Source organism: Sulfitobacter mediterraneus, assembly GCF_003054325.1.
In the GTDB taxonomy this organism is placed as follows: domain Bacteria; phylum Pseudomonadota; class Alphaproteobacteria; order Rhodobacterales; family Rhodobacteraceae; genus Sulfitobacter; species Sulfitobacter mediterraneus.
Map to the genome: position 1 here is coordinate 146,998 of NZ_QBKU01000005.1, position 21,030 is coordinate 168,027.

The 21,030-nt window shown below is 59.9% G+C and carries 20 protein-coding genes; 8 read left to right on the forward strand and 12 right to left on the reverse strand.

Features of this window, described 5'->3' with window-relative positions:
• Nucleotides 1-43 precede the first annotated feature (43 nt).
• Both C8N31_RS09925 and C8N31_RS09930 read left to right on the forward strand, forming a co-directional pair.
• Nucleotides 44-694: a DUF1007 family protein gene (locus tag C8N31_RS09925; RefSeq protein WP_025049334.1), complete on the forward strand. Its 651-nt coding sequence runs from the start codon at nucleotides 44-46 to the stop codon at nucleotides 692-694.
• Nucleotides 679-1,608 (forward strand): nickel/cobalt transporter, encoded by a 930-nt coding sequence (locus tag C8N31_RS09930; RefSeq protein ID WP_025049335.1) that lies wholly within the window; start codon nucleotides 679-681, stop codon nucleotides 1,606-1,608. Before C8N31_RS09925 ends, C8N31_RS09930 begins: the two co-directional genes overlap by 16 nt.
• 18 nt (nucleotides 1,609-1,626) lie before the next feature.
• Here C8N31_RS09930 and C8N31_RS09935 read toward each other — a convergent pair whose 3' ends face one another.
• The 5 genes from C8N31_RS09935 to C8N31_RS09955 are packed head-to-tail and all read right to left on the reverse strand — an operon-like array spanning nucleotide 1,627 to nucleotide 8,771.
• Entirely contained in the window at nucleotides 1,627-2,079 is a 453-nt protein-coding gene (locus C8N31_RS09935) for a GNAT family N-acetyltransferase (RefSeq protein ID WP_211313763.1), read from the reverse strand.
• Entirely contained in the window at nucleotides 2,076-4,118 is a 2,043-nt protein-coding gene (locus C8N31_RS09940) for a membrane protein (protein WP_025049337.1), read from the reverse strand. The genes C8N31_RS09935 and C8N31_RS09940 overlap by 4 nt, the downstream gene beginning before the upstream one ends.
• Nucleotides 4,115-6,886: a DUF4159 domain-containing protein gene (locus tag C8N31_RS09945; protein ID WP_025049338.1), complete on the reverse strand. Its 2,772-nt coding sequence runs from the start codon at nucleotides 6,884-6,886 to the stop codon at nucleotides 4,115-4,117. Before C8N31_RS09945 ends, C8N31_RS09940 begins: the two co-directional genes overlap by 4 nt.
• Nucleotides 6,883-7,767 carry a DUF58 domain-containing protein gene (locus C8N31_RS09950; RefSeq protein ID WP_025049339.1) on the reverse strand — a complete coding sequence of 295 codons (885 nt, stop codon included), beginning with the start codon at nucleotides 7,765-7,767 and terminating at the stop codon, nucleotides 6,883-6,885. Before C8N31_RS09950 ends, C8N31_RS09945 begins: the two co-directional genes overlap by 4 nt.
• The gene (locus C8N31_RS09955) at nucleotides 7,764-8,771 is read right to left on the reverse strand and encodes an AAA family ATPase (RefSeq protein ID WP_025049340.1); all 1,008 of its coding nucleotides are present in this window, start codon (nucleotides 8,769-8,771) and stop codon (nucleotides 7,764-7,766) included. Before C8N31_RS09955 ends, C8N31_RS09950 begins: the two co-directional genes overlap by 4 nt.
• Nucleotides 8,772-8,840: 69 nt before the next feature.
• Here C8N31_RS09955 and C8N31_RS09960 point away from each other — a divergent pair, with 69 nt between their 5' ends.
• From C8N31_RS09960 to C8N31_RS09970, 3 genes are read left to right on the forward strand one after another with little or no spacing between them, the layout of a single operon-like run.
• Entirely contained in the window at nucleotides 8,841-9,425 is a 585-nt protein-coding gene (locus tag C8N31_RS09960) for a DUF1285 domain-containing protein (RefSeq protein ID WP_025049341.1), read from the forward strand.
• A 6-nt stretch (nucleotides 9,426-9,431) separates the two neighbouring features.
• The gene (locus C8N31_RS09965) at nucleotides 9,432-10,181 is read left to right on the forward strand and encodes a hydroxypyruvate isomerase family protein (protein WP_025049342.1); all 750 of its coding nucleotides are present in this window, start codon (nucleotides 9,432-9,434) and stop codon (nucleotides 10,179-10,181) included.
• The gene (locus C8N31_RS09970; RefSeq protein ID WP_025049343.1) at nucleotides 10,178-10,411 is read left to right on the forward strand and encodes a DUF2798 domain-containing protein; all 234 of its coding nucleotides are present in this window, start codon (nucleotides 10,178-10,180) and stop codon (nucleotides 10,409-10,411) included. The genes C8N31_RS09965 and C8N31_RS09970 overlap by 4 nt, the downstream gene beginning before the upstream one ends.
• Here the strand turns inward: C8N31_RS09970 and C8N31_RS09975 are convergent.
• The 3 genes from C8N31_RS09975 to C8N31_RS09985 form a co-directional block, all read right to left on the reverse strand.
• Nucleotides 10,408-11,025 carry a glutathione S-transferase gene (locus C8N31_RS09975; protein WP_025049344.1) on the reverse strand — a complete coding sequence of 206 codons (618 nt, stop codon included), beginning with the start codon at nucleotides 11,023-11,025 and terminating at the stop codon, nucleotides 10,408-10,410. The genes C8N31_RS09970 and C8N31_RS09975 overlap by 4 nt on opposite strands.
• 71 nt (nucleotides 11,026-11,096) lie before the next feature.
• Complete coding sequence (gene polA / locus C8N31_RS09980) at nucleotides 11,097-13,898, reverse strand: DNA polymerase I (RefSeq protein ID WP_025049345.1); 2,802 nt, start codon at nucleotides 13,896-13,898, stop codon at nucleotides 11,097-11,099.
• Nucleotides 13,899-14,032: 134 nt separating this feature from the next.
• Nucleotides 14,033-14,212 (reverse strand): zinc-finger domain-containing protein, encoded by a 180-nt coding sequence (locus C8N31_RS09985; protein WP_025049346.1) that lies wholly within the window; start codon nucleotides 14,210-14,212, stop codon nucleotides 14,033-14,035.
• A 227-nt stretch (nucleotides 14,213-14,439) separates the two neighbouring features.
• Here C8N31_RS09985 and gpmI point away from each other — a divergent pair, with 227 nt between their 5' ends.
• Genes gpmI through C8N31_RS10000 form a run of 3 tightly spaced genes read left to right on the forward strand, consistent with a single transcriptional unit; the run spans nucleotide 14,440 to nucleotide 18,421 of the window.
• On the forward strand, nucleotides 14,440-15,957 hold the full coding sequence (gpmI, locus tag C8N31_RS09990; RefSeq protein ID WP_025049347.1) for a 2,3-bisphosphoglycerate-independent phosphoglycerate mutase: 1,518 nt from the start codon (nucleotides 14,440-14,442) through the stop codon (nucleotides 15,955-15,957).
• Nucleotides 15,942-17,084 (forward strand): murein hydrolase activator EnvC family protein, encoded by a 1,143-nt coding sequence (locus C8N31_RS09995; protein ID WP_420834954.1) that lies wholly within the window; start codon nucleotides 15,942-15,944, stop codon nucleotides 17,082-17,084. The genes gpmI and C8N31_RS09995 overlap by 16 nt, the downstream gene beginning before the upstream one ends.
• A gap of 2 nt (nucleotides 17,085-17,086) precedes the next feature.
• A complete protein-coding gene (locus tag C8N31_RS10000; protein WP_025049349.1) occupies nucleotides 17,087-18,421 on the forward strand; it encodes a S41 family peptidase in 1,335 nt (444 codons plus the stop codon).
• Nucleotides 18,422-18,473: 52 nt separating this feature from the next.
• On the opposite strand, the gene C8N31_RS10005 is transcribed toward C8N31_RS10000, so the two are convergent.
• The 4 genes from C8N31_RS10005 to C8N31_RS10020 form a co-directional block, all read right to left on the reverse strand.
• Complete coding sequence (locus C8N31_RS10005; RefSeq protein ID WP_051544647.1) at nucleotides 18,474-19,208, reverse strand: anti-sigma factor family protein; 735 nt, start codon at nucleotides 19,206-19,208, stop codon at nucleotides 18,474-18,476.
• 1 nt (nucleotide 19,209) lies between these two features.
• Nucleotides 19,210-19,692 carry an RNA polymerase sigma factor gene (locus C8N31_RS10010; RefSeq protein WP_037918826.1) on the reverse strand — a complete coding sequence of 161 codons (483 nt, stop codon included), beginning with the start codon at nucleotides 19,690-19,692 and terminating at the stop codon, nucleotides 19,210-19,212.
• Between the two features lie 179 nt (nucleotides 19,693-19,871).
• Nucleotides 19,872-20,237, reverse strand: coding sequence for a hypothetical protein (locus C8N31_RS10015; protein ID WP_025049352.1), 366 nt, complete (start codon nucleotides 20,235-20,237; stop codon nucleotides 19,872-19,874).
• Nucleotides 20,238-20,245: 8 nt separating this feature from the next.
• Nucleotides 20,246-21,019 carry a DUF6478 family protein gene (locus C8N31_RS10020; RefSeq protein WP_025049353.1) on the reverse strand — a complete coding sequence of 258 codons (774 nt, stop codon included), beginning with the start codon at nucleotides 21,017-21,019 and terminating at the stop codon, nucleotides 20,246-20,248.
• Nucleotides 21,020-21,030: the final 11 nt, after the last annotated feature.

The window sequence follows — 21,030 nt, forward strand, 5'->3', positions numbered from 1 at the left end:
CGCGGACATTGCCCCGCTCTGCGGTGCTGGATAGAACCTCGGTATGAAACGCATTTTACCTCTGCTGCTAACCCTTGTGATGGCACAGCCCCTTGGCGCGCATCCGCATGTGTTCATCGACACCGGGTTGACCCTTGCTTTTGGCCCGGAAGGGCGGTTGCAGCGGGTCAAAGTGATCTGGATCTATGATGCATTTTATTCGCTGTTGATCACTCAAGACATGGATCTGGATCAGGACGGAGATGGTTTGCTGAACCCGGATGAAAAGGCTGAACTCACCGGCTTTGACATGCAATGGGTGGAGGGGTTCAACGGTGATCTGGTGATCACACAAGAGGGGCGGGAACTGGCCCTGTCAGGACCACAGGACGTGACCGCAACCTTTGTCGAGGGCCAAATCGTGACGACCCATTGGCGCGATGTGACCCAAGACACTGCTGGCAGCGGCACATATGAAGTCACGCCCTATGATGCCAGCTATTACACGGCATACGAAGTGACGCTGCCCGTAGAAATTTTGGGCGCGGATCAATGCCGCAGCCGCATTGCGATGCCTGACATCACCGCCGATCTTGATGCCTTGCGTCAGGAACTGTTTGCCCTCGACCGCCAAACCCAACCCGAGGACGCAGGGCTCCCGAATATTGGCGCAAAGTTCGCCGACAAAGTGGTTGTGACATGCGCCTCCTCCTGAGTTTGATCGCCGCTGCTGTGCTTGCGCTGTTGCTGGCGCTTTGGGCCATGGGCGGTGTTGATGCCATCGGCCAATGGGCCGCCGTGCAGCAACGCGGCTTTCAGAACACCATCGCTCTAGCGCTGCGGGCCGCGCGTGCGGGCGAAAGCGGTGCAGTTATTACTTTGCTCGGCGCCTGTTTCGCCTATGGTCTGGCCCATGCGGCAGGGCCGGGGCATGGCAAGGTCTTGATCGGCGGATATGGATTTGGCCGCGCTGTGCCGATGCTGCGGCTATCAGTGATCGCGCTTTTGGCTTCATTGGGGCAGGCTGTGACGGCGGTGGTTCTGGTCTATGCTGGCGTTCTGATCCTGAACCTTGGCCGCGACAGCATGATCGGGATCACGGAACAGATTATGGCACCGGTCAGCTATGGCGCCATTGCCCTGATCGGGCTTTGGCTTTTGTGGCGTGGCTTGCGCAGGATGATGGGGCGGCGCGAAACCCACACCCACGGTCACGACCATGCCCACAATCACAACCCTAACCACGATCACGGTGCAGAGGTCTGCGGTCATTGCGGACACGCTCATGGGCCGACCTTGGAACAAGTCGGGAAAGCGAATGATCTGCGAGCCGCGCTGGCTTTGATTGCCGGGATCGCCGTGCGCCCCTGCACGGGCGCGCTGTTTGTCTTGATCATCACGTGGCAAATGGGCATCGGGCCGCTGGGCGTTGCGGGCGCATTTGTCATGGCCTTCGGAACCGCTTTGATCACAATTGCCGTGGGGCTGGCCGCCGCCGGGTTGCGGGGCGGGCTGCTGGCGGGTCTCGCCGGATCGACCCGTCTGGCGCAGGCTGCATCGGTGGTCGAAACCCTTGCCGGAGCGGTGGTTTTTGCGATTGCCCTTACATTGCTACTCCGGGCGCTCTGACGCGGCAGGTCATTGTGATCAGGACGGCTGGTCCAGCCGCAGGATCATTCCGTGCTTTTCATCAGCGTTGTATCCAAGGCGTTCGTAGAATCCTTTGGCGTCATTGTCCCGCCCGGTCAGCAGCATGATCTTGTAGGCGCTAGCGGCCTGCGCTGTTTCGGCAAGCGCGGCCATCACCGCCCGAGCACAGCCCTTGCCCCGCGCGTCCGGCAAGGTCACGACATTTTCAATCAGCCCAAAGGGGCGACCATGATAGGTCATGTTTGGCATCAAATGCAGGGTCGCCATGCTCACGATGCGGCCTGCCTGTGCGGCACCCATAACTGTGGTGCCCGGATGGCTGAGCAGTTGGGCAAATGCGCCAAGACCGTCTTCGAAACTGATCAAACTGTCGCCCGTGGAAAGCGCCGCGTAGAGTTGCCGTGCATCGGCATAGTCGGAGACGGTCAAAGGACGGCAAGACAACGTCACCGCCGCCCCTCCCGCAGCCAGCCAGCGGTGATCAACACAGTTGCCAAAATCAGAACCAACCATGGTGGCAGAATGGGGGTCTGGCGCACATCCAAGGTCTCGTAGGCGCCCCGGGGCGTCAGGCCAACCCAGCCGCGACCGGCCGCCGGACGGCCCGCCCGCACGTTGCGGAGGCGTGGCACGCCATCCTCGATCCGGGCAACACCGCCGCGCAGCGCCGAGACAGCCGGCTGTAGCGCCTCTTCACTTGCAATGGTCTCGACAAACTCGCGTGGGGCCGCGGGGCCAAGTCCGATGACAGCGTCCTGATCCCCATTCGCCAACCGGTAAAGGCCAATTTCTGGCCCCTGAAAATTGCCTTCAAAGGTGCCGGGGGCAGTCTCGGTCATTGTGACCTCGCTGCTGTTGCCCTCAGGATCGGTGACCGTGACGGGCGGTACAGTTTCGCCCAGAGTGCGGCGTAGAATGCGCATGTTTTGCCCCTCTGCTGTGGCGGTCAGGGCCTCTTCTTCAAGTTCCGGCTCTTTCATCATCCAATGGGCCAACCGGCGCAGCAGCTCAAGTTGCGGTCCGCCGCCCTCGTAGCCACGGCTCCATAGCCACGCGTGATCGGAGGCCAGCAGCGCAACCCGCCCTTCATTGACCCGGTTCAGCACCAGCAGGGGACGCCCGTCGATACCCTCCATCACCACATGCCCCTGCGGATCAGCGACATCAATCTGGCGCAGCCAGCGGCCCCAATCACCATTGCCGGGCAGGTCGACCGTCACAGGGTGGCGTTTGCCCAGATCCGTGACCTGCGGCAGATAAGGATCCTCAATCACACGCGCGGTTGGCGTCGCAGGCAGCACAGCGCCCAGAGGTGAGCGAAAGATGCTGTCTGCGCTGGCAAAGTCAGGACCAGCCGCTACCAAGACGGCACCGCCCTGCCGGATGTAGTTGGCCACATTGTCGAGATAAAGCGCAGGCAAGATGCCGCGCCGTTTGTAGCGGTCAAAGATGATCAGATCGAAATCGTCGATCTTGTCCATGAACAATTCGCGGGTAGGAAAGGCGATCAGAGAAAGTTCATTCACCGGCACGCCATCCTGTTTTTCAGGGGGACGCAGAATGGTGAAATGCACCAGATCTACCGAACTGTCGGACTTGAGCAGATTGCGCCATGTACGCCCGCCGGGATGCGGCTCGCCGCTGACCAACAGAACCCGCAGACGGTCGCGCACACCGTTCATCTGGATCAACGCGGCATTGTTGCGGTCGGTAAGCTCACCCTCCGCCTTGGGCAGCGAAAAGCGAATGACGTTGCGCCCGCCATGGGGCAGGGTCACGGGCAGGTCCAGATCCTGACCAATCGGCACCCGGAAGCTTTGCGCCGGTTCGCCGTCAATCGAGATATCAAGCACCGCCAGTTCTTGCCCTGCAGGTGCCGCGCCCAGATCATCGATGCGCAAGGTCAGGGTCACAGGCTCACCAATGATCGCAAAGGCAGGGGCGTTGCGCACGGCCAACCGGCGGTCCCAATCAGAGGATTGACCGGACAGGATCAGATGCATCGGCGCAGGCAGGTCCACGGGCAAATCGGCGTCATGCACCCGCCCGTCGCTGAGTGCGAGTATCCCCGCCACGCGGGCAGAGGGTTCTTCGGCCAATGCATCGGCCAGCGCCGTCATCAGTTCGGTTCCGGCATCGCCCTCGCCATCCCCCACCGTGATGCGGCGCAATTCCGTGTTCGGGCGGGCGACCACCGCCGCAGCAAGGGCATCTGCCGCGGTTTGTGTCTGGTTTGCGCGGGTGCCCAGCTTCTGACTTGCGCTTTCGTCCGAAACCATCAGGACGATATCATTGAGCGGCGCGCGGTCTTCTTGTTGATAAGACGGGCCTGTCAATGCGCCCAAGACCACCAGCGCGGCCAAAGCCCGCAGCGGCCAGCCGTTCAACCCACGCAGGATGGCCAGAATGATCCCGATCAAGGCCACGATGACAACAACCAACAAAAGCGGCAGCGGGATCAGTGGGTCAAAAACGAGTGTAGCGGTCATTGGCCCAACCGATCCAGCAAAGCAGGCACATGCACCTGATCCGATTTGTAATTTCCAGTCAGCACATGCATCACGAGATTAACGCCAAAGCGGTTGGCAAGCTCGCGCTGGCGCTCCCCGGCATAGCCGCGTCCGACCGGGAGCAATGGCGCACCGTCACCGCGCACGGCCCATGCCGCAGCCCAGTCATTGCCGCCGATCACCACCGGCGTCACCCCGTCATTGAGGTTACGAAACGGCATGCCTTCGATGCGTTCGGCATCGGGTGGAGCGGCCTCGACCCACAGATCGCGGCTGGAATGGCGACCGGGGAAGTCTTGCAACAGGTAAAAGGTGCGGGTCAAAACGTGATCCACGGGCAACGGCTCCAGCGGTGGAATATCCAGCGGCGCGGCCAGTTCACGCAATTTGCGGCCATTCGGGCTGGCGGCCCCATAACGCGAGATGTCCGCATCGCGGGTGTCAAACAGGATCAAACCGCCTGACCGCAGATAGGCATTCAACTTGCCATAAGCCTCGCTTGAAGGGCGCGGTTGATCAGGGGTGATCGGCCAATACAAAATCGGGAAAAACGCCAGCTCGTCCACTTCCAGATCAACGGATGTGGGCGGTGCAGGCTCAACCGAGGTGCGGAAAAACAGGATGTCCGACAACCCTTGCAATCCTGCAAAGGCAATGTCGTCCAATTGCCTGTCTCCGGTGATCACATGGGCAAGTGATACGTCCACGGTTGCGGCAAGAGCAAAATCGTCAGTGTTGTCTTGCGCCTCTGCTGGCGTGGTCCAACCCAATGCCGGAAGCAGGACGGCAAGCGCCAGCGCGGGAGCATTGCGGCGCAGCAACCGGCCAGAAAGAGAGAGGGTCGCCACCACATCGGCCAAGAGGAGCAAGATTGAAAGGCTTAATAACAACCCCGCGATCGGCTGTTCCGGCGCAACCGCCAAGCCGCGCACAGGCACGCCCACGGGCCAGCTGGCAGGGGTTAGATCACTGTCTTGATTGAACACATTGCGGGCCAAACGACTGTCGCCACTGCCGTAAATACCGGGCCGCATAGCCGGGCCAGCGGGCGCGGCGACCAAGTCTGCCCCGTCCACTCCGGGCAGGTTGCCCGCATCAAACAACGCGCCATACCCATCCATCACGCGCAGCGGTGTCCATGTGGTCCCCGCCAGATCCTTGGCCTTGGGGGCGGCCGAGGCAGATGAAACCGCCAGCCGTTCCATCATTTCGACAAAGAGACCGGACAAGGGCAAGGTGGACCACTCCGCCGTGGCGGTGACGTGAAACAATACGATTTGGCCTTGCCCCACGGCTTTGCGCGTCACCAGGGGCGTCCCATCACTCAGCGCGGCAATTACCCGGTTGGCCAGTGTCGGATCGGGCTGAGCCACGACCTGAGCGGTCACAACAACATCATCCGGAACACGCAGGCCAAAGAACGGCGAGGTCTCGCGGAAGGCGGCCAGCGCCTTGGGTTCACCCCAGCTCATCGCGCCGCCAACGCTGCGCCCGCCAGCGCGCAGACGCACGGGCATCAGCGGATCTTCATCAATGCGGCTAATGTCACTGGCGGCAATCCTCGGTCCGGCAAAACGCACCAACATCCCGCCCTTGTCGATCCAATCCAGCAAGGGTTGTGTTTCGGCATCCGAGACCGTCGCAATATCCGCCAGCACAATCACATCAGGGTTGGCAGGCAAGACATCGGTTAGCGAACCGTCAATCAGATCGGCGGTCGGTTGCAGCGCCTGTTCGATGTAGTGCAGCGGCGACAGCAATTGCAGCCCCTCCTGATCATTCCGCCCCCCGATCAAGGCAACCTCGCGGCGGCGCAGCGCGTCATCGACCAATGTGATCGCCCCGGCGGAGCGTTGCCCGGCGATGGCGAAACCGGTGATACGGGCCCGCAGTTCTGCGGGCAGGGAAAGCTCTGCCTCCGCCAGTGCCGCGCCGCTTTCAAACGTCGCTTCGGCGGTGGCAAGAATACGGGCATTGCCTGCGGGATCACGGCCCTCGGCCTGCAAAATCACGGATCTGGCAGGCCCGGCCAAAGCGCGTTGAACGTTTAATTTGACCACGCTGTCTTGATAGGTGGCGGGGGCGATGGCCAAGACATTGGCGGCGGTCTGGAACACTTCGACAGTGCCCTTCGTTTGCAAATCCGACAACAGCGCCGCCCGCCCCGGATAGTCGAGTGCATCGCTGAACCAGATCGTGTCAAAGGCGGGCAGTTCCCCAATGATTGCGCGGGTCTTGTCCAGGGCAATAGGCGCAGGCTGCCATGCAGCGGGGGTAAATCCGGCAAGCCGGTTGCGCCAAACATCTGCCGATTGAAAGGCGGGTTGATCCGGGCGGGTTAGGGTCAAGATGCCGACCGTGCGGCCCGCCCGTCCCGCCCGAACCAGCTGCGCTTCGATGGCTTGGCTCTGTTGCTGCCAACGCGCCGCGCCTGCCCATGATCCGTCAAGTACAATCAGCAAAGGACCGGTCCCTGCGGCCTGATCCTCTTCGGGGTTCAGCACCGGACCGGCCAACCCCAGAATAATCGCTGCGACAGCAAGCATCCGCAGCAGCAAAAGCCACCATGGTGTGCGATCCGATACAGTTTCTGCGTCCTTTAACCCAAGCAGCAGCGCCACACCCGGAAAACGGCGCCGGATCGGTGCAGGCGGCACCGCCCGCAGCAAAAGCCACAGGATTGGCAATGCCAGCAACGCCGTTAAAATCCACGGCGTGGTAAACCCGATGCCGCCCAGAATGGTCATGCCGCCGCCCCCTGCCGCGCATCAAGCGCACCATAAAGCCAGAGCAAGGCCGATTGCGCCGAAGCATCCGTATGGTGAAGTCCGTACTGCCAGCCGGTCAGGGCGCAAAGCTCTGACAGCTCCTGCTTGCGAGCGGCGAGCCGCTCCAGGTAGCGGGATTTGAGGTCATTCGCTTTGAGGGTCTCATGGCTCAATGTGCCGCCCATGCTTTCGAAGATAGTGCGACCTGTGAAGGGAAAGGCCTCTTCAGAGGGATCGAGCACATGATACAAAATCCCGCGCACGCCGCGATCAGCGGCCTTGGTCAGCGCTAGTTTAACCGCTTCAAGATCGCCCATGAAATCAGAAATGAACACGGCCCGCGCATGGGGTATCATCGCGCGGTGTTCGGGCGGGCTGTAATCAGTTGGGTCGTCTTGGGTCAGCATCTCGGCAAGGCGCAGCACCTGCGGGTTGCCCCGGCGCGGCGGCAGGGCGGTGCCGGTCAAGCCCACACGTTCACCGCCTCGGATCAGCAGAACAGAGAGCGCCAAACCCAAAAGCCGCGCCCGGTCAGCTTTGTCCGGCAAATCCTTGGTCGAGGCAAAGCGCATAGAGGCACCCTGATCGACCCACAGCATCACCGATTGGGCAATCTGCCATTCGCGTTCGCGCACATACTCCTGATCCCCCATCGCCGATCTGCGATGGTCAATCATTCTGCGGCTGTCGCCGTATTGCGCCGGCCTATACTGCCAGAAATCGTCACCAAGGCCCGCACGTCTGCGCCCATGCGCACCCAGTAGAACCGCGCCTGCCAAATGCTCTGCCCGCGCTAAAAGCGCCGGAAGCCGGGCGGCCTGTTCTTCGGCCTTGGCGCGGAGGTTGGTTTGCGGTGTCACGCGGCGGCCTTTGCCCCGCCAAGGGCTGCGGCAGTGTCGTCGATCAGCGCCTGCAAACTGTCACCCCGCGCCCGCGCGGCAAAATTCAGCGCCATCCGGTGGCTCAGCACGGGACGGGCCATAGCGGTCACGTCTTCTGCCGACGGGGCCAAGCGGCCCTCCAACAATGCCCGCGCCCGCACCGCCAACATCAGGGCCTGAGCGGCGCGTGGGCCGGGGCCCCATGCCACAGTTTCACGCACTTGGGCGCTTGCGCTGCTTTCTTCGGGGCGGAAAGCACGGACCAGATCAAGGATCATCTCAACCACAGAATCGCCAACCGGCATCCGGCGGAGCAGCCGCTGCGCCTCGATCAGTTCATCCGCAGTGAAAACTTCCGTTGATTGCGCCTCGGTCTCGCCCGTGGTGGCAATCAGAATATCTCGTTCGGTGTCACGATCAGGGTAGGCCACATCAATCTGGACAAGGAACCGGTCAAGCTGCGCCTCGGGCAGGGGGTAGGTGCCCTCTTGTTCGATCGGGTTCTGTGTTGCCAATACGTGAAACGGCATGCCCAAGGAACGGTTTTGCCCGGCCACTGTCACAGTCTTTTCCTGCATCGCCTGCAACAGCGCCGACTGGGTGCGCGGCGAGGCGCGGTTGATCTCATCGGCCATCAAAAGCTGGCAAAACACCGGCCCTTCGATAAACCGAAACGCCCGCGTGCCATCTTCGGCGGTGTCCAATACTTCGGAGCCAAGAATATCTGCGGGCATCAAGTCAGGAGTGAACTGCACCCGATTGCCATGCAGGCCCATCACAGTGCTTAGCGTTTCAACAAGCCGCGTCTTGCCCAATCCGGGCAAACCGATCAGCAACCCGTGCCCCCCGCACAGCAATGCGGTGAGCGTTAGATCCACCACCCGGTCCTGCCCGATGAAACGGTTGGTGATGGACGCCTTGGCCTCGGCCAGCTTGGCGCTCAATGCTTCAATTTGCGCCACCATATCTTCCGCTTCGGCCATGACAAATTCTCTCTCTGGTTTATATCGGTTAGTGTAAGTGTATCTCTCTGACAGGAAATGGCAAAAGCAATGAGCGGACAAAAAACCGTTACCCCCTCCGCAGAAGGCATCCTTGCCTCTGCAAAAGCCGCCAAAACACGCGGATTGCCGCCGCTTGAGAAATGGAACCCCCCATTCTGCGGGGATCTAGACATGCACATCCGGCGCGACGGGACGTGGTTTTACCAAGGCACCCCGATTGGCCGGCCCGAATTGGTCAAATTGTTTTCAACGATTCTCTGGCGGGAGGGCGACGATTATTTTCTCGTTACTCCAGTGGAAAAGGTCGGGATCACTGTTGAAGACGCGCCGTTTGTTGCTGTGGATTTTGAGGCCGAAGGTTCCGGAACCGATCAGTTGCTTCGGTTTGTCACCAATTTGCAGGACGAGGCATTGGCAGGGCCGGATCATCCGATCCGCGTGGTGCGCGACCCCGAAACGGGAGAGCCGTCACCCTATGTTTTGATTCGCCGCAATCTGGAGGCGCTGATTGATCGCAAAAGCTTTTACCGGTTGGTCGATATCGGCGCACATCATGACGGTTGGTTTGGCCTATGGTCGGGCGGGGAGTACTTTGGAATTATTCCGTCAGATGAATTGCCGGACGGGTCTTAAGCGCCCATGAAACCTGCCGCGAACCTCAGCCTTTTGTGGCCGGAATTGCCCTATCAAGACCGATTTGCCGCTGCCGCTGCTGCGGGGTTCAAGGCGGTGGAGGTTCTGTTTCCCTATGGGCCGGACACTGCCATCACTAAAGCGGCATTGGCAGAACACGGGTTAGAGCTGATCTTGCTCAATGCGCCTTCGCCACTGTCAGAGCCACGTGGATTTGCGGCGGAGGTGGGTGGCGCGGCGGCATTTCGCGGCGATATTCAAACCGCCTTTGACTGCGCCGACCTGCTGGGCGCGTCATATATTCACGTCATGACCGGCGAGGGTGAAGGGGCGGCAGCAAGATCCGCCTTGATAAATAATCTGAGCTGGGCTGCTGATGCGGCGCCTGCCGGGATCACCCTGACGCTTGAGCCGCTGAACCCGGTGTCGATGCCGGGTTACTTTCTGAATGACTACGGACTTGCGGCCGACATCCTAGCCGCAGTCGAGCGTCCCAATGTCGCACTGCAATACGACAGCTTTCATGCTCAGATGATCCATGGTGACGCGGTTCAGGTGTTTGAGACTTACCGTGATCTGATTGCCCATGTGCAGATTGGCGATGCGCCAGAACGCAGTGGGCCGGGCACGGGCTTGGTCGATTTTGCATCGCTTTTTCAGGCGTTGCGGGCGGCTGGCTACGCCGGTTGGATCAGCGGTGAATACCATTCAGGCACGCGCACCGAAGAAACTTTGGATTGGATGACTGCCCTATGATCCCCGCCCGTTTTGCCCCGGTTCTGTTTGGTTTTATTCTGTCGGGATTGATGTCCCTGATGGTGTCCGGCATCGCGACCTATCGGGCAATAGGTTTTTCGGATGTGTTTATGCCATCATGGATGGGCGCGTGGGGGACAAGCTGGCTGGTGGCCTTTCCCGCAGTGTTGATCGTGGCGCCGATAACCCGGCGTTTGGTCGCGGCATTGGTGAAGAAGCCGCAAGGTTAAGGGAAATAGGTGGGCGCGTCGCCATCGCTCCATTTGGGATATTTATCCATGATCGCGGCAAAACGGTCTGACGTCAGAAAACGTTCCAGCCACGCGTGAAGGTTCGGCCAGGGTTGCGCGTCAAACCATGCCTTGTCGATGAAGGCGAACTGCCGAACAAAGGGCAATATCGCGTAGTCAGCCAGCGTAGGTCTGTCGAAGATCCACGGATCAATCGCGGCATCCAGTTCCGCTAAAAACCTGGCTGCCTGATCGCGATGTGCTGAGGGATCTTCATCAGGATAGCGGGTCGCGTATTTGGTGCGGTCCAGCGCATGTTTGAACGGCCCGTCCGCCCGTGCGATCCAATCGTGACCCGCCTCGGGCATATTGAGCCATCCTTCGGGATCATGGCGGGTAAGCGCCCAGATCATGATGTCGAGGCTTTCATCAATCACGCCCGCTTCGGTGACAAGGCAAGGCACTGTCCCGCTGGGTGACGCATCAAGAAAGGCAGGCGCCTTGTCCCGCAAAACAATCTCGCGCAATTCCGTGGCGATACCGCTGGCGGACAAGGCCAGACGCGCCCGCATGGCATAGGGGCAACGGCGAAAGGAATAAAGGATCGGAGTCATGCCTATGGGTTAGCGGAATTTGGCGGGTGAGGCCATGGCGGCAGGCCCGGATTCAAGCGGGCAGCGCTTCCCTAATGCGCCTCGGCCCAGTTCGCGCCTGTTCCCGCATCCACGGTCAGCTTCACATCCAGTTTCACAACCGGATCATTGGCGTTCTCCATCACCTCGCGGGCGGCGGCGATCAGGGTGTCCTCGGCCCCTTTCTCCACCTCAAACAGCAGTTCATCATGCACCTGTAACAGCATCGTTGCAGGCAGATTAGCGATGGCATCTGGCATCCGGATCATCGCACGGCGGATCACATCGGCGGCGGTGCCTTGGATCGGCGCGTTGATCGCGGCGCGGGCGGCAAAACCGGCATGCGGACCCTTGGCACCGATGTTGGGCGTGTGGATCTTGCGACCAAACAGGGTTTGGACGTAGCCGTGTTCTTTGGCAAAGGCCTTGGTGTCATCCATATAGGTGCGAATGCCGGGGAAGCGTTCGAAATAGCGGTCGATGAACCCCTGCGCCTCGGAACGTGGAATGCGCAGATTGCGGGCAAGACCAAAGCCGGAAATGCCATAGATCACACCAAAGTTGATCGCCTTGGCACGGCGGCGCACGTCTGGCGTCATTTCGTCCATCGGCACATCAAACATCTCGGACGCGGTCATCGCGTGAATGTCATCGCCTCGGGCAAAGGCTTCCTTTAGGGCGGGAATATCCGCGATATGGGCCAGAATACGCAGCTCGATCTGGGAATAATCCAGTGCGACCAACGTTTTGCCTTCTTCGGCGACAAAGGCCTCGCGGATGCGGCGGCCTTCCTCGGTGCGGATCGGGATGTTTTGCAGGTTCGGATCGGTCGAGGCCAAACGCCCGGTGGATGCCCCCGCGATGGAGTAGGAGGTGTGCACGCGGCCCGTATCCGGATTGATGTGGGTTTGCAGCGCATCGGTATAGGTGGACTTCAACTTGCTTAGCTGCCGCCAATCCAGAACACGCGCGGGCAAATCATGCTCGGTGGCGAGATCTTCGAGAACATCAACGCCAGTCGAATATTTGCCGTTCTTGCCCTTCTTGCCACCCTCGATGCCCATTTCATCAAACAGGATCTCGCCAAGCTGCGCGGGGGAGCCAACGTTGAACTTGCGGCCGACAATCTCGTAAATCTCGTCTTCCAGCCCTGCCATTTTCTGGGCAAAGGCATTGGACATCCGGCTCAGCGTGTCACGATCCACCTTGATCCCGGACCGCTCCATCGCGGCCAGAACCGGCACCAAGGGGCGTTCGAGTGTTTCATAGACCTTCGTTACTTCAGCGCGGTGGAGTTGCGGTTTCAGCAATTGCCAAAGACGCAGGGTGATATCAGCATCCTCGGCGGCATATTTGACCGCCTCTTCCAATGGAACCTTGTCAAAGGTGATGGCGGATTTGCCGGAGCCAAGCAGCGGTTTGATCGGGATCGGCGTATGGCTCAGATACCGCTCTGACAGGGTGTCCATCCCATGATTGTGCAGGCCCGCGTGCTGTGCGTAAGACATCAGCATCGTGTCATCAAAGGGCGCAACGGTGATGCCGATCTGGGCAAAGATCTTGGCGTCATATTTCATGTTCTGCCCGATCTTGAGGATGCTCTGATCCTCCAACATCGGGGTCAACATCTGCAATGCCTGTTCAACCGGCATCTGGCCCTCGGCCAGTTCATCAGATCCAAACAGATCATCACCGCCATGCGCCTTGTGAATCAGCGGGATGTAACAGGCCTTGCCCGGCTCCGTTGACAGCGAGATCCCGACCAGATCGGCGGTCATCTCATTCAGGCCGGTGGTTTCGGTATCCACTGCGACATAGCCAACCTCATAGATCGCATCGATCCACTTTTGCAGCGCATCCGTATCGGCAACGTGCTCATATTTCTCGGCATCAAACGGCACGTCATCGGCTTGCGGCGCATCGGGTAAAGTAGGTGAGGTTTCGGCAATCACCGGCGCTTCGCGGCCCAGAACCTCGGCCACCCGCTTGGACAAGGTGCGGAACTCCATCTCGGCAAGGAACCCAAGCAATGTATCCGCGTCAGGGTCGCGCACTTCGAGATCATCCAAGGTGAAGTCCAGAGGCGTGTTTTCGTCCAGCAACACCAACCGCCGGGACAGGCGGATCTGTTCGGCATGATCAGTCAAGGTCTGGCGGCGCTTGGGCTGTTTGATCTCTTCGGCGCGGGCAAGCAGGGTTTCAAGATCGCCATACTCGTTGATCAGCAGGGCGGCAGTTTTGATCCCGATCCCCGGGGCGCCAGGCACATTATCGACCGAATCGCCCGCCAAAGCCTGCACATCAACAACGCTTTCGGGATACACGCCAAATTTCTCGAACACGCCATCGCGGTCGATGGTTTTGTTCTTCATGGCGTCCAGCATTTCAACGCCGCCGCCGACAAGCTGCATCAAATCCTTGTCAGAGCTGATGATGGTGCAACGCCCACCCGCCGCACGGGCCTGCACGGCGAGGGTGGCAATGATGTCGTCCGCCTCAAAACCTTCTTTTTCTTTGAAGGCAATGTTGAAGGCTTCGGTCGCAGTCCGGGTCAGCGGCATCTGCGGGCGCAGATCCTCTGGCATCGCCTCGCGGTTGGCCTTGTAGAGATCATACATGTCGTTGCGAAAGGTATGGCTGCCTTTGTCAAAGATCACGGCGGCATGGGTCGGCGCATCGGGGCCGGTGTTCCCCTCCACATAGCGGTGCAGCATGTTGCAAAATCCCGCAACCGCCCCGATCGGCAAGCCGTCAGATTTGCGCGTCAATGGCGGCAGGGCGTGATAGGCGCGAAAGATAAAGGCAGAGCCGTCAATCAGATGCAGGTGGTGGCCTTTGCCAAATGTGCCGGACATGAATGGCTTCCTCTCGCAGGTTTATGTGTGACGTGACGCACCGGGCGCTGCCCTAGGGCAAGCGCCACCGCTGTCTGGTCATGTTTAGAATACGCCGCAGCGCCCGCGCCGCAAGCGTGCGTCTGCCAGTTGGCTCAGACTTTGCCTTCAAAATCGCTATGCACGTATTTGCAATCGCAATAGCCGCATTCGACATATCCGGTCTCGCGCGGGATTTGCAGCCAGACACGCGGATGGCCAAGCCCCCCTTCGCCGCCATCACAGGCAACGCGGTAGGTGTTCACGATCCGGGTTTCGGGCGCTTGCTGGCTCATGTTTTGCGGTCCTTGGCTCAGGGCTGAATGCTGATCACTTATGCCCAATGCCGGGCGTCAGAACAAGACCTGCTATCACGCAAACCGGCAGCGGCAAAAAGCCTCGGGATGGATGCGGCGGCGCAGGAAATCCGCGCATCTGGCATTGTGTGCATGAAAATGGTTCACCCCGACGCGTGCAGGGGGTAAAAGGCCACAAAACAAGGCGCAATTGGAGCAGTCCCAGCATGAACACCCCAAAACCCGTGGTATTGTGCATCCTCGATGGATGGGGGCTCAGCGATGTGAAAGACGGCAATGCGCCGTTTTTGGCCAAAACGCCCACGGTCGACCGGATCATGCGCGATTGCCCCAACGCAACGCTGATCACCCATGGGCCGGATGTGGGCCTGCCGCGTGGGCAGATGGGCAATTCCGAAGTGGGCCACACCAACATCGGTGCGGGCCGGGTGGTGGCGATGGATCTGGGCCAGATCGATCTGGCCATCGAGGAAGGCACCTTTGAACAGAACCAACGGCTTGTGGATTTTAGCGCCGCGATGAAGGCCAGCGGCGGCACAGCACATTTGATGGGCTTGGTGTCCGATGGCGGGGTGCATGGCCATCTGACGCATATGATCGCGGCGGCCAAAGCGCTGGATGATGCAGGTGTGCCTGTTGTGATCCACGCCTTGACCGATGGCCGCGATGTCGCGCCGCGTTCTGCCAAGGGGTTTTTTCAAACGCTTGAGGCGGCGTTGCCGAGCGCGGTCAATGTCGTGACGGTCACGGGCCGCTATTTTGCCATGGACCGCGACAATCGCTGGGGCCGCGTTGAAAAAGCGTTTGAGGCCATTGCCCGTGGACAGGGATTGGCGGCTGATGATGCGCAAAGCGCAGTCGATGCCGCTTATGCGCGGGATGAGAATGACGAATTTGTGCAAGCCACAGTGATCGGCGGATATCAGGGTGCGCAAGACGGCGACGGGTTCTTCTGCCTCAACTTCCGCGCCGACCGCGCGCGCGAGATTATGGCAGCACTGGGAGATCCGGCATTTGATGGGTTTGATGCGGGCCAACGCCCCGATTGGGCGGGTTTGATGGGCATGGCGGCCTATTCGGACCAACACACAACCTATATGACAACGGTCTATCCCAAGCCCGAAATCGTCAACACTTTGGGCGCTTGGGTCGCCAGCCATGGCCTGCGCCAGTTTCGCTTGGCCGAGACCGAAAAATACCCCCATGTCACGTTCTTTCTGAACGGCGGCGAAGAAACGCCATCAACAGGTGAGGATCGGTTCATGCCAAAATCGCCGGATGTGGCGACCTATGATCTGATGCCTCAGATGTCTTCGGCAGAGGTCACCGACCGTTTTGTGGGTGCGATTGAAGATGGCTATGACCTGATCGTCGTGAACTATGCCAATCCCGATATGGTGGGCCATACCGGCGATCTGGACGCGGCAATCGCGGCTTGCGAAGCGGTGGATGCCGGGTTGGAGCGGGTCTGCGCAGCGCTGGAAAAGGCGGGCGGCGCGATGGTGTTGACGGCGGATCACGGCAATTGCGAGATGATGATTGATCCTGAAACCGGCGGTGCGCACACGGCCCATACGCTCAACCCGGTTCCTGTGGCCCTGATCGGCGGGCCAGACGGGGCGCAGCTTGCAGAGGGGCGATTGGCCGATCTGGCGCCAACATTGTTGCACCTGATGGGGCTGAAACAGCCCGAGGAAATGACAGGGGCATGCCTGATCTCATGATCCGCGCGGCACTCCTTTCACTGATGCTCTGGCCCATGGCCGGTCTGGCGCAAACCGATGCGGCAGATCAGGCGCGGGCGGCCTCTGCCGCCTTGGAAGAGGCATCAGGCCTGCTTGACGATGCTGATGGCGCTCGCGACCGGGTCAAGGCGCTGACCGAAACGATACAGGCATTTGAAACCGGCCTTGGCGCGATGCGCGAAGGGCTGCGCCGTGTGGCGATCAAAGAGGCAGAGCTGTCGGCAAAGCTGAGCGCCCGTGATGGCGAGGTGGCCCAGCTTCTAGGAGCATTGCAAAGCATCAGCGGCAATCCTTCGCCCGTGACCCTGCTGCACCCCAGCGGGCCAACGGGAACGGCGCGGGCGGGCATGTTGCTGGCCGAACTTACGCCGGCGTTGAACCGCCGTGCGGACGGATTGCGCCGCGATCTGGAGGATGTGCAAACCCTGCAGGCGCTGCAAACCGATGCCGCAAAACGGTTGCAGGACGGACTGACCGAAGTCCAAGCCGCCCGCACCGCGTTGAACGAGGCGATGGCGAACCGCACAGACCTGCCGCTGCGCTTTACCGAAGATCCGGTGCGCACGGCGATTTTGATTGCCTCAACAGAAACGCTGGACGGATTTGCCAGCGGCCTGTCAGAGATCGTCACCGACGAGGTCGCTCCCGCCCCGGCAAAACTGGACGGCGTTGCGGGTGATCTGCCCCTGCCGGTGCAAGGACTTGTCCTGCACGGCGCCGGTGATGTGGACGCCGCAGGGGTCAAACGCCCAGGTATCATTCTGGCCACGCGCCCACAGGCGATTGTGACAACGCCCACAGCCGCCACCGTGCGCTATACCGGTCCGCTGCTTGATCTGGGCAATGTTGTGATTCTTGAACCGCAAGCCGATGTGTTGTTCGTTTTGGCAGGTTTGGACGTGGTTTATGCCAAAACCGGCGAGGTGATCGCAGCGGCAACGCCAATCGGGCTGATGGGGGGTGGTCAGACGGCGCAAGGCACGGCATCCTCACCCCTTCGTGAAGGCACTGGCACTGACCGTTCAGAAACGCTCTATATAGAAGTAAGACAAGACAACATTCCACAGGACCCCAGCGATTGGTTCCGAACCGACAAGGATGGATAAGAATGAAGAAGTTTGTGATGGCAGCCCTTGGCGGCACAGTGGCGGGTGTGATTGCAACCACCCAGATCGCCGCGCCTCTGCTGGCGCAGGAAAGCGCCAAGACCGAAAACGTCTATGAGCAGCTGGATCTGTTTGGTGACATTTTCGAACGCATTCGCGCCCAATATGTCGAGGACGTGGACAGCAGTGAGCTGATTGAAGCGGCGATCAACGGAATGCTGACCTCGCTAGATCCGCATTCCAGCTATCTGTCCCCCAAAGACGCGGCCAAGATGCGTGAACAGACTCGCGGCGAATTTGGCGGGCTGGGCATCGAGGTCACACAAGAGGACGGCTTTGTCAAAGTGGTCTCGCCCATGGATGGCACACCTGCCTTTGAGGCGGGCATCGAAGCGGGCGATTTTATCACCCATGTAAACGGTGAAAGCCTGTTGGGTCTGGTGTTGGATGATGCGGTCGAGATGATGCGCGGGCCGGTCGGGTCCGAGATCGTGATCACCGTAGTGCGCGAAGGGGAACAGGAACCCTTTGACGTTTCAATCATCCGCGACACGATCCAACTGACCGCCGTACGCGCCCGCACTGAGGGCAACACCGCGGTGCTGCGCCTGACCACCTTCAACGAACAGACCTACCCCAAGATGAAAGAGGGGCTTGAGGCCCAGATTGAGGCCGCGGGCGGTATCGACGCGATCAACGGCATTGTGCTGGATCTGCGCAACAATCCGGGCGGTCTGCTGAACCAGGCGATTGCCGTCAGTGACGCCTTCCTCGAAGAGGGCGAAATCGTCAGCACCCGTGGTCGCACGTTGGAAGACGGCGACCGGGTCAATGCGACGCCGGGTGATTTGTCGATGGGCAAGCCGATTGTGGTATTGATCAACGGTGGTTCGGCTTCGGCCTCCGAGATCGTCGCGGGTGCCTTGCAGGACCATCGCCGCGCGATTGTGATTGGCACCAAAAGTTTCGGCAAAGGCTCGGTTCAGACAGTCATGCCACTGCGCGGCAATGGCGCGATGCGTCTGACCACGGCGCGGTATTACACCCCCTCGGGCCGGTCCATTCAAGCGCTGGGCGTGTCACCTGACATCGTCGTGGCGCAACCTTCGGCTAAACCCGAAGAGGATGAGGCAGATACACCAGCCCGCAAGCGCCGGTCAGAAGCGGACCTGCGCGGCAGTCTGAACAACGACAGCCTGACCGAAGACCAGATCAAACAGATCGAAGAAGATCGCGCCAAAGCGGAAAAAGCCGCCGAACTGCGCGAAGAGGACTACCAGCTGGCCTATGCCATCGACATTCTCAAAGGTCTGTCGGCACTGGGACCAAAAAACTAAGCTGATCCAAAGAAACCCTCAAAGCCCGCCTTCTTGGCGGGCTTTTTTGTTGTCAAAGCACGGCAGCCAGCCCCGACGACAACGCTTCTGTCTTGGCCGTATCACCGCCGCCGATCAACAGAAAGCCGATCCCGTTTTCCACCCAGCTGACCCCGGCCATGTCGAACATAACAGTTGTTTTTGGTCCGCGATCCGGTCCGCTCACCGATTTCAGGCAGAGCGCCATTGGGGTGCCATCCTCCGCCAGATATGCCACCTGCAACAAGGGTGATCCATTCAACCCCAACATCTGTGCGCGTTTGAAATCCAACCCTGCAACCGACAGCGCCTCAGACAAATCCACACCAAAGGTATCTTGCGCACGGGCCAGAACCTGCGCCGTTTCTGCGGACGGCTGTGTGGCGCCATCTAATGTCTCAGTGACATAAAGCGCCTGATAAGAGGCAATGGTGGCGATCCAGCCCGTGTTGGGGGCAGGGCGCATAAAGTTGGTCACAGCAACACCAATCACAAACGACGCCGCTATTGCCGATGCCACCCAAATGCCGCGCGATGGCGAAGGGGCAGCGCCCGCCAGATGCGCAGGCAACGCGGGCGCATCCAGAACGGCCGGGTTCATCGACAGTTTGAGAAGTTTCATCGGCACGGCAAGCGCATCCAGTCGGGCCGCAACCGCTCCATCAGATTTGGCCGCTGCCTTGATCTGCGCGGCCTCCTGTTTGTCCAACTCGCCATCCAAAAAGGCGGTCAGTTCCTCGTCTGAAAATGATGTTCTGTTCTCGCTCATCTCAGGCTCTTTCATCCGGAAACTTCTGCGCGATGGATTTGCGGGCGGCGGCCAGACGGCTCATCACTGTGCCAATCGGGATCTCCAACATCTGTGCCGCATCTTTATACGCATAGCCTTCTACATAGACGAGCAGGACCGTCTCGCGCTGGCTTTCTGGCAGGTTCCTTATGGCGTTAAACACTTCACCTGTAAAAATATTCGCTTCGCTGCTGGCAGAATTGGCGGCGAGTTCGACCTCTTCCACGGGCACCAGCCCATTGCCCCGGCGCACGGCCTCACTGCGCAGCTCATTCAGCCAGATGCGGCGGGTGAGGGTGAACATCCACCTGTCCAGATGCGTGCCTGCCTCAAACTTGCCCGCGTTTTCCAGCGCTCGCGTGCAGGCCTTCTGCGCCAGATCATCTGCCGCCGCCCGGCTCCCGCTGAGCATCAGGGCAAACCGCCACAAGCGCGGGTAAAGGGCAGGAAGCCCTTCACGCACAACGCTTTGACTGTTTTTCTTGACGGACCAGCGGATGGCGGCGCCTCATTGGCAGTTACAAATTCAGCGGCGCGGCTTTGACGTCAAAGCGCGGGCCATGCTGCGAATAGTACAATCAGGAATGGCATTTTTTCAAACTTATTTGGATCTTGGCCCTAAAGCGGCGTTGGAATGCCGCCCTAGGCTGTCTCGACGCAATGGCGGCGGAAGGCGCTTTTGAGCATGTCCAGTTCCGCGCGCAGCAGATCCATTTCAGCAAGGATATCGTCGGACAGAACCTCGCCTGCGACAAGGGTCATGTGACCCAGTTTCCGATCATGGGTGGCGTCCCGGATCAGCAATGTGTGAACACCGTCCGCGATCATTTCCTTGGGGACGGGAATGGACAACATCCAGTGATCGGCCTTGGCGTCATGGGACAGGACGACGTCCTGCACCTCGACATCCTGATGGGTCACAACAATCTGCGGCTGGGTGTCGCCCGCACCGGTAATGATCCCTTGCCAGACCCCTTGCCGCATCTTGGTTTTGGTCAATTTCAACATATTGGTCCTCAAAGCTGAGCGCGGGGACGGCGCGAGAAAGTCAAATCGCGCAGCACCACCTGGTTCATTTGCGGCCCCTCAAAGATGAGATCGACCCAAGCCCGCTCCACCCGTTTTTCGTTGATGTTGGAATAGGCCAGATCAAACTCAATGCGGATGTTCTCTTCGTTCAGGGGCAGTTCGCGCACAATCTGTTCGGTATTGGGACCATGGCGGATGTTGAGCCGGGTAAAGATTTCCAGCGGTTTTTCCATTTCCACAATCGCGTCCATGCGCAACAAATGGGTTCGTTTGAGGCCGATTACACCGTCATCCGGCAGGTCGATCACCAGCGACAGGAACGATCCGTCGAACTGAAAAACATCAAGACGCAGGCCGTAAGGCGCGAGGTCTTCTTCGCGCAGATTTCGCAACTGGCGGAGGGTCAGTTCAGAAAACTCACAATCATGGAACAGCGTCACCTCGCGGCCCAACATGGATTTGTTGGCAATCGCCGAATACCCCGGTGTCGGCAGCGGGCCGCGCCACAATTCGGGCCGCCACGCCCAATCGGCGTTGTGTGGCTTGAAAAAGTTGGTTGAGCCGATCATCGGCAGCGCCAGCCGGTCGTCCGCGATGTGGATCAGCCGGTCAAGATGCGTCTTGAGCAGCCGCGCCTTGTTGCGTTGCCGCCGCAGTTGGGACAGGTCCGTCTGCCGCGCACGCCGCGCTGCGCGCGCCCATCGCAAAATGTTGCGCGAGAAAACCTTTCCTTCCAGAAAGTTGAAGCCGAGTTTGGACATACCTGTAAGCG

What these genes read in the sequence shown, in the direction of transcription:
- C8N31_RS09925 (WP_025049334.1), top strand. Translation starts at nt 44, where the DNA reads ATGAAACGCATTTTACCTCTGCTGCTAACCCTTGTGATGGCACAGCCC.
- C8N31_RS09930 (WP_025049335.1), top strand. Translation starts at nt 679, where the DNA reads ATGCGCCTCCTCCTGAGTTTGATCGCCGCTGCTGTGCTTGCGCTGTTG.
- C8N31_RS09940 (WP_025049337.1), bottom strand. Translation starts at nt 4,118, where the DNA reads ATGACCGCTACACTCGTTTTTGACCCACTGATCCCGCTGCCGCTTTTG.
- C8N31_RS09945 (WP_025049338.1), bottom strand. Translation starts at nt 6,886, where the DNA reads ATGACCATTCTGGGCGGCATCGGGTTTACCACGCCGTGGATTTTAACG.
- C8N31_RS09955 (WP_025049340.1), bottom strand. Translation starts at nt 8,771, where the DNA reads ATGGCCGAAGCGGAAGATATGGTGGCGCAAATTGAAGCATTGAGCGCC.
- C8N31_RS09960 (WP_025049341.1), top strand. Translation starts at nt 8,841, where the DNA reads ATGAGCGGACAAAAAACCGTTACCCCCTCCGCAGAAGGCATCCTTGCC.
- C8N31_RS09965 (WP_025049342.1), top strand. Translation starts at nt 9,432, where the DNA reads ATGAAACCTGCCGCGAACCTCAGCCTTTTGTGGCCGGAATTGCCCTAT.
- C8N31_RS09970 (WP_025049343.1), top strand. Translation starts at nt 10,178, where the DNA reads ATGATCCCCGCCCGTTTTGCCCCGGTTCTGTTTGGTTTTATTCTGTCG.
- C8N31_RS09975 (WP_025049344.1), bottom strand. Translation starts at nt 11,025, where the DNA reads ATGACTCCGATCCTTTATTCCTTTCGCCGTTGCCCCTATGCCATGCGG.
- polA (WP_025049345.1), bottom strand. Translation starts at nt 13,898, where the DNA reads ATGTCCGGCACATTTGGCAAAGGCCACCACCTGCATCTGATTGACGGC.
- C8N31_RS09985 (WP_025049346.1), bottom strand. Translation starts at nt 14,212, where the DNA reads ATGAGCCAGCAAGCGCCCGAAACCCGGATCGTGAACACCTACCGCGTT.
- gpmI (WP_025049347.1), top strand. Translation starts at nt 14,440, where the DNA reads ATGAACACCCCAAAACCCGTGGTATTGTGCATCCTCGATGGATGGGGG.
- C8N31_RS09995 (WP_420834954.1), top strand. Translation starts at nt 15,942, where the DNA reads ATGCCTGATCTCATGATCCGCGCGGCACTCCTTTCACTGATGCTCTGG.
- C8N31_RS10000 (WP_025049349.1), top strand. Translation starts at nt 17,087, where the DNA reads ATGAAGAAGTTTGTGATGGCAGCCCTTGGCGGCACAGTGGCGGGTGTG.
- C8N31_RS10005 (WP_051544647.1), bottom strand. Translation starts at nt 19,208, where the DNA reads ATGAGCGAGAACAGAACATCATTTTCAGACGAGGAACTGACCGCCTTT.
- C8N31_RS10015 (WP_025049352.1), bottom strand. Translation starts at nt 20,237, where the DNA reads ATGTTGAAATTGACCAAAACCAAGATGCGGCAAGGGGTCTGGCAAGGG.
- C8N31_RS10020 (WP_025049353.1), bottom strand. Translation starts at nt 21,019, where the DNA reads ATGTCCAAACTCGGCTTCAACTTTCTGGAAGGAAAGGTTTTCTCGCGC.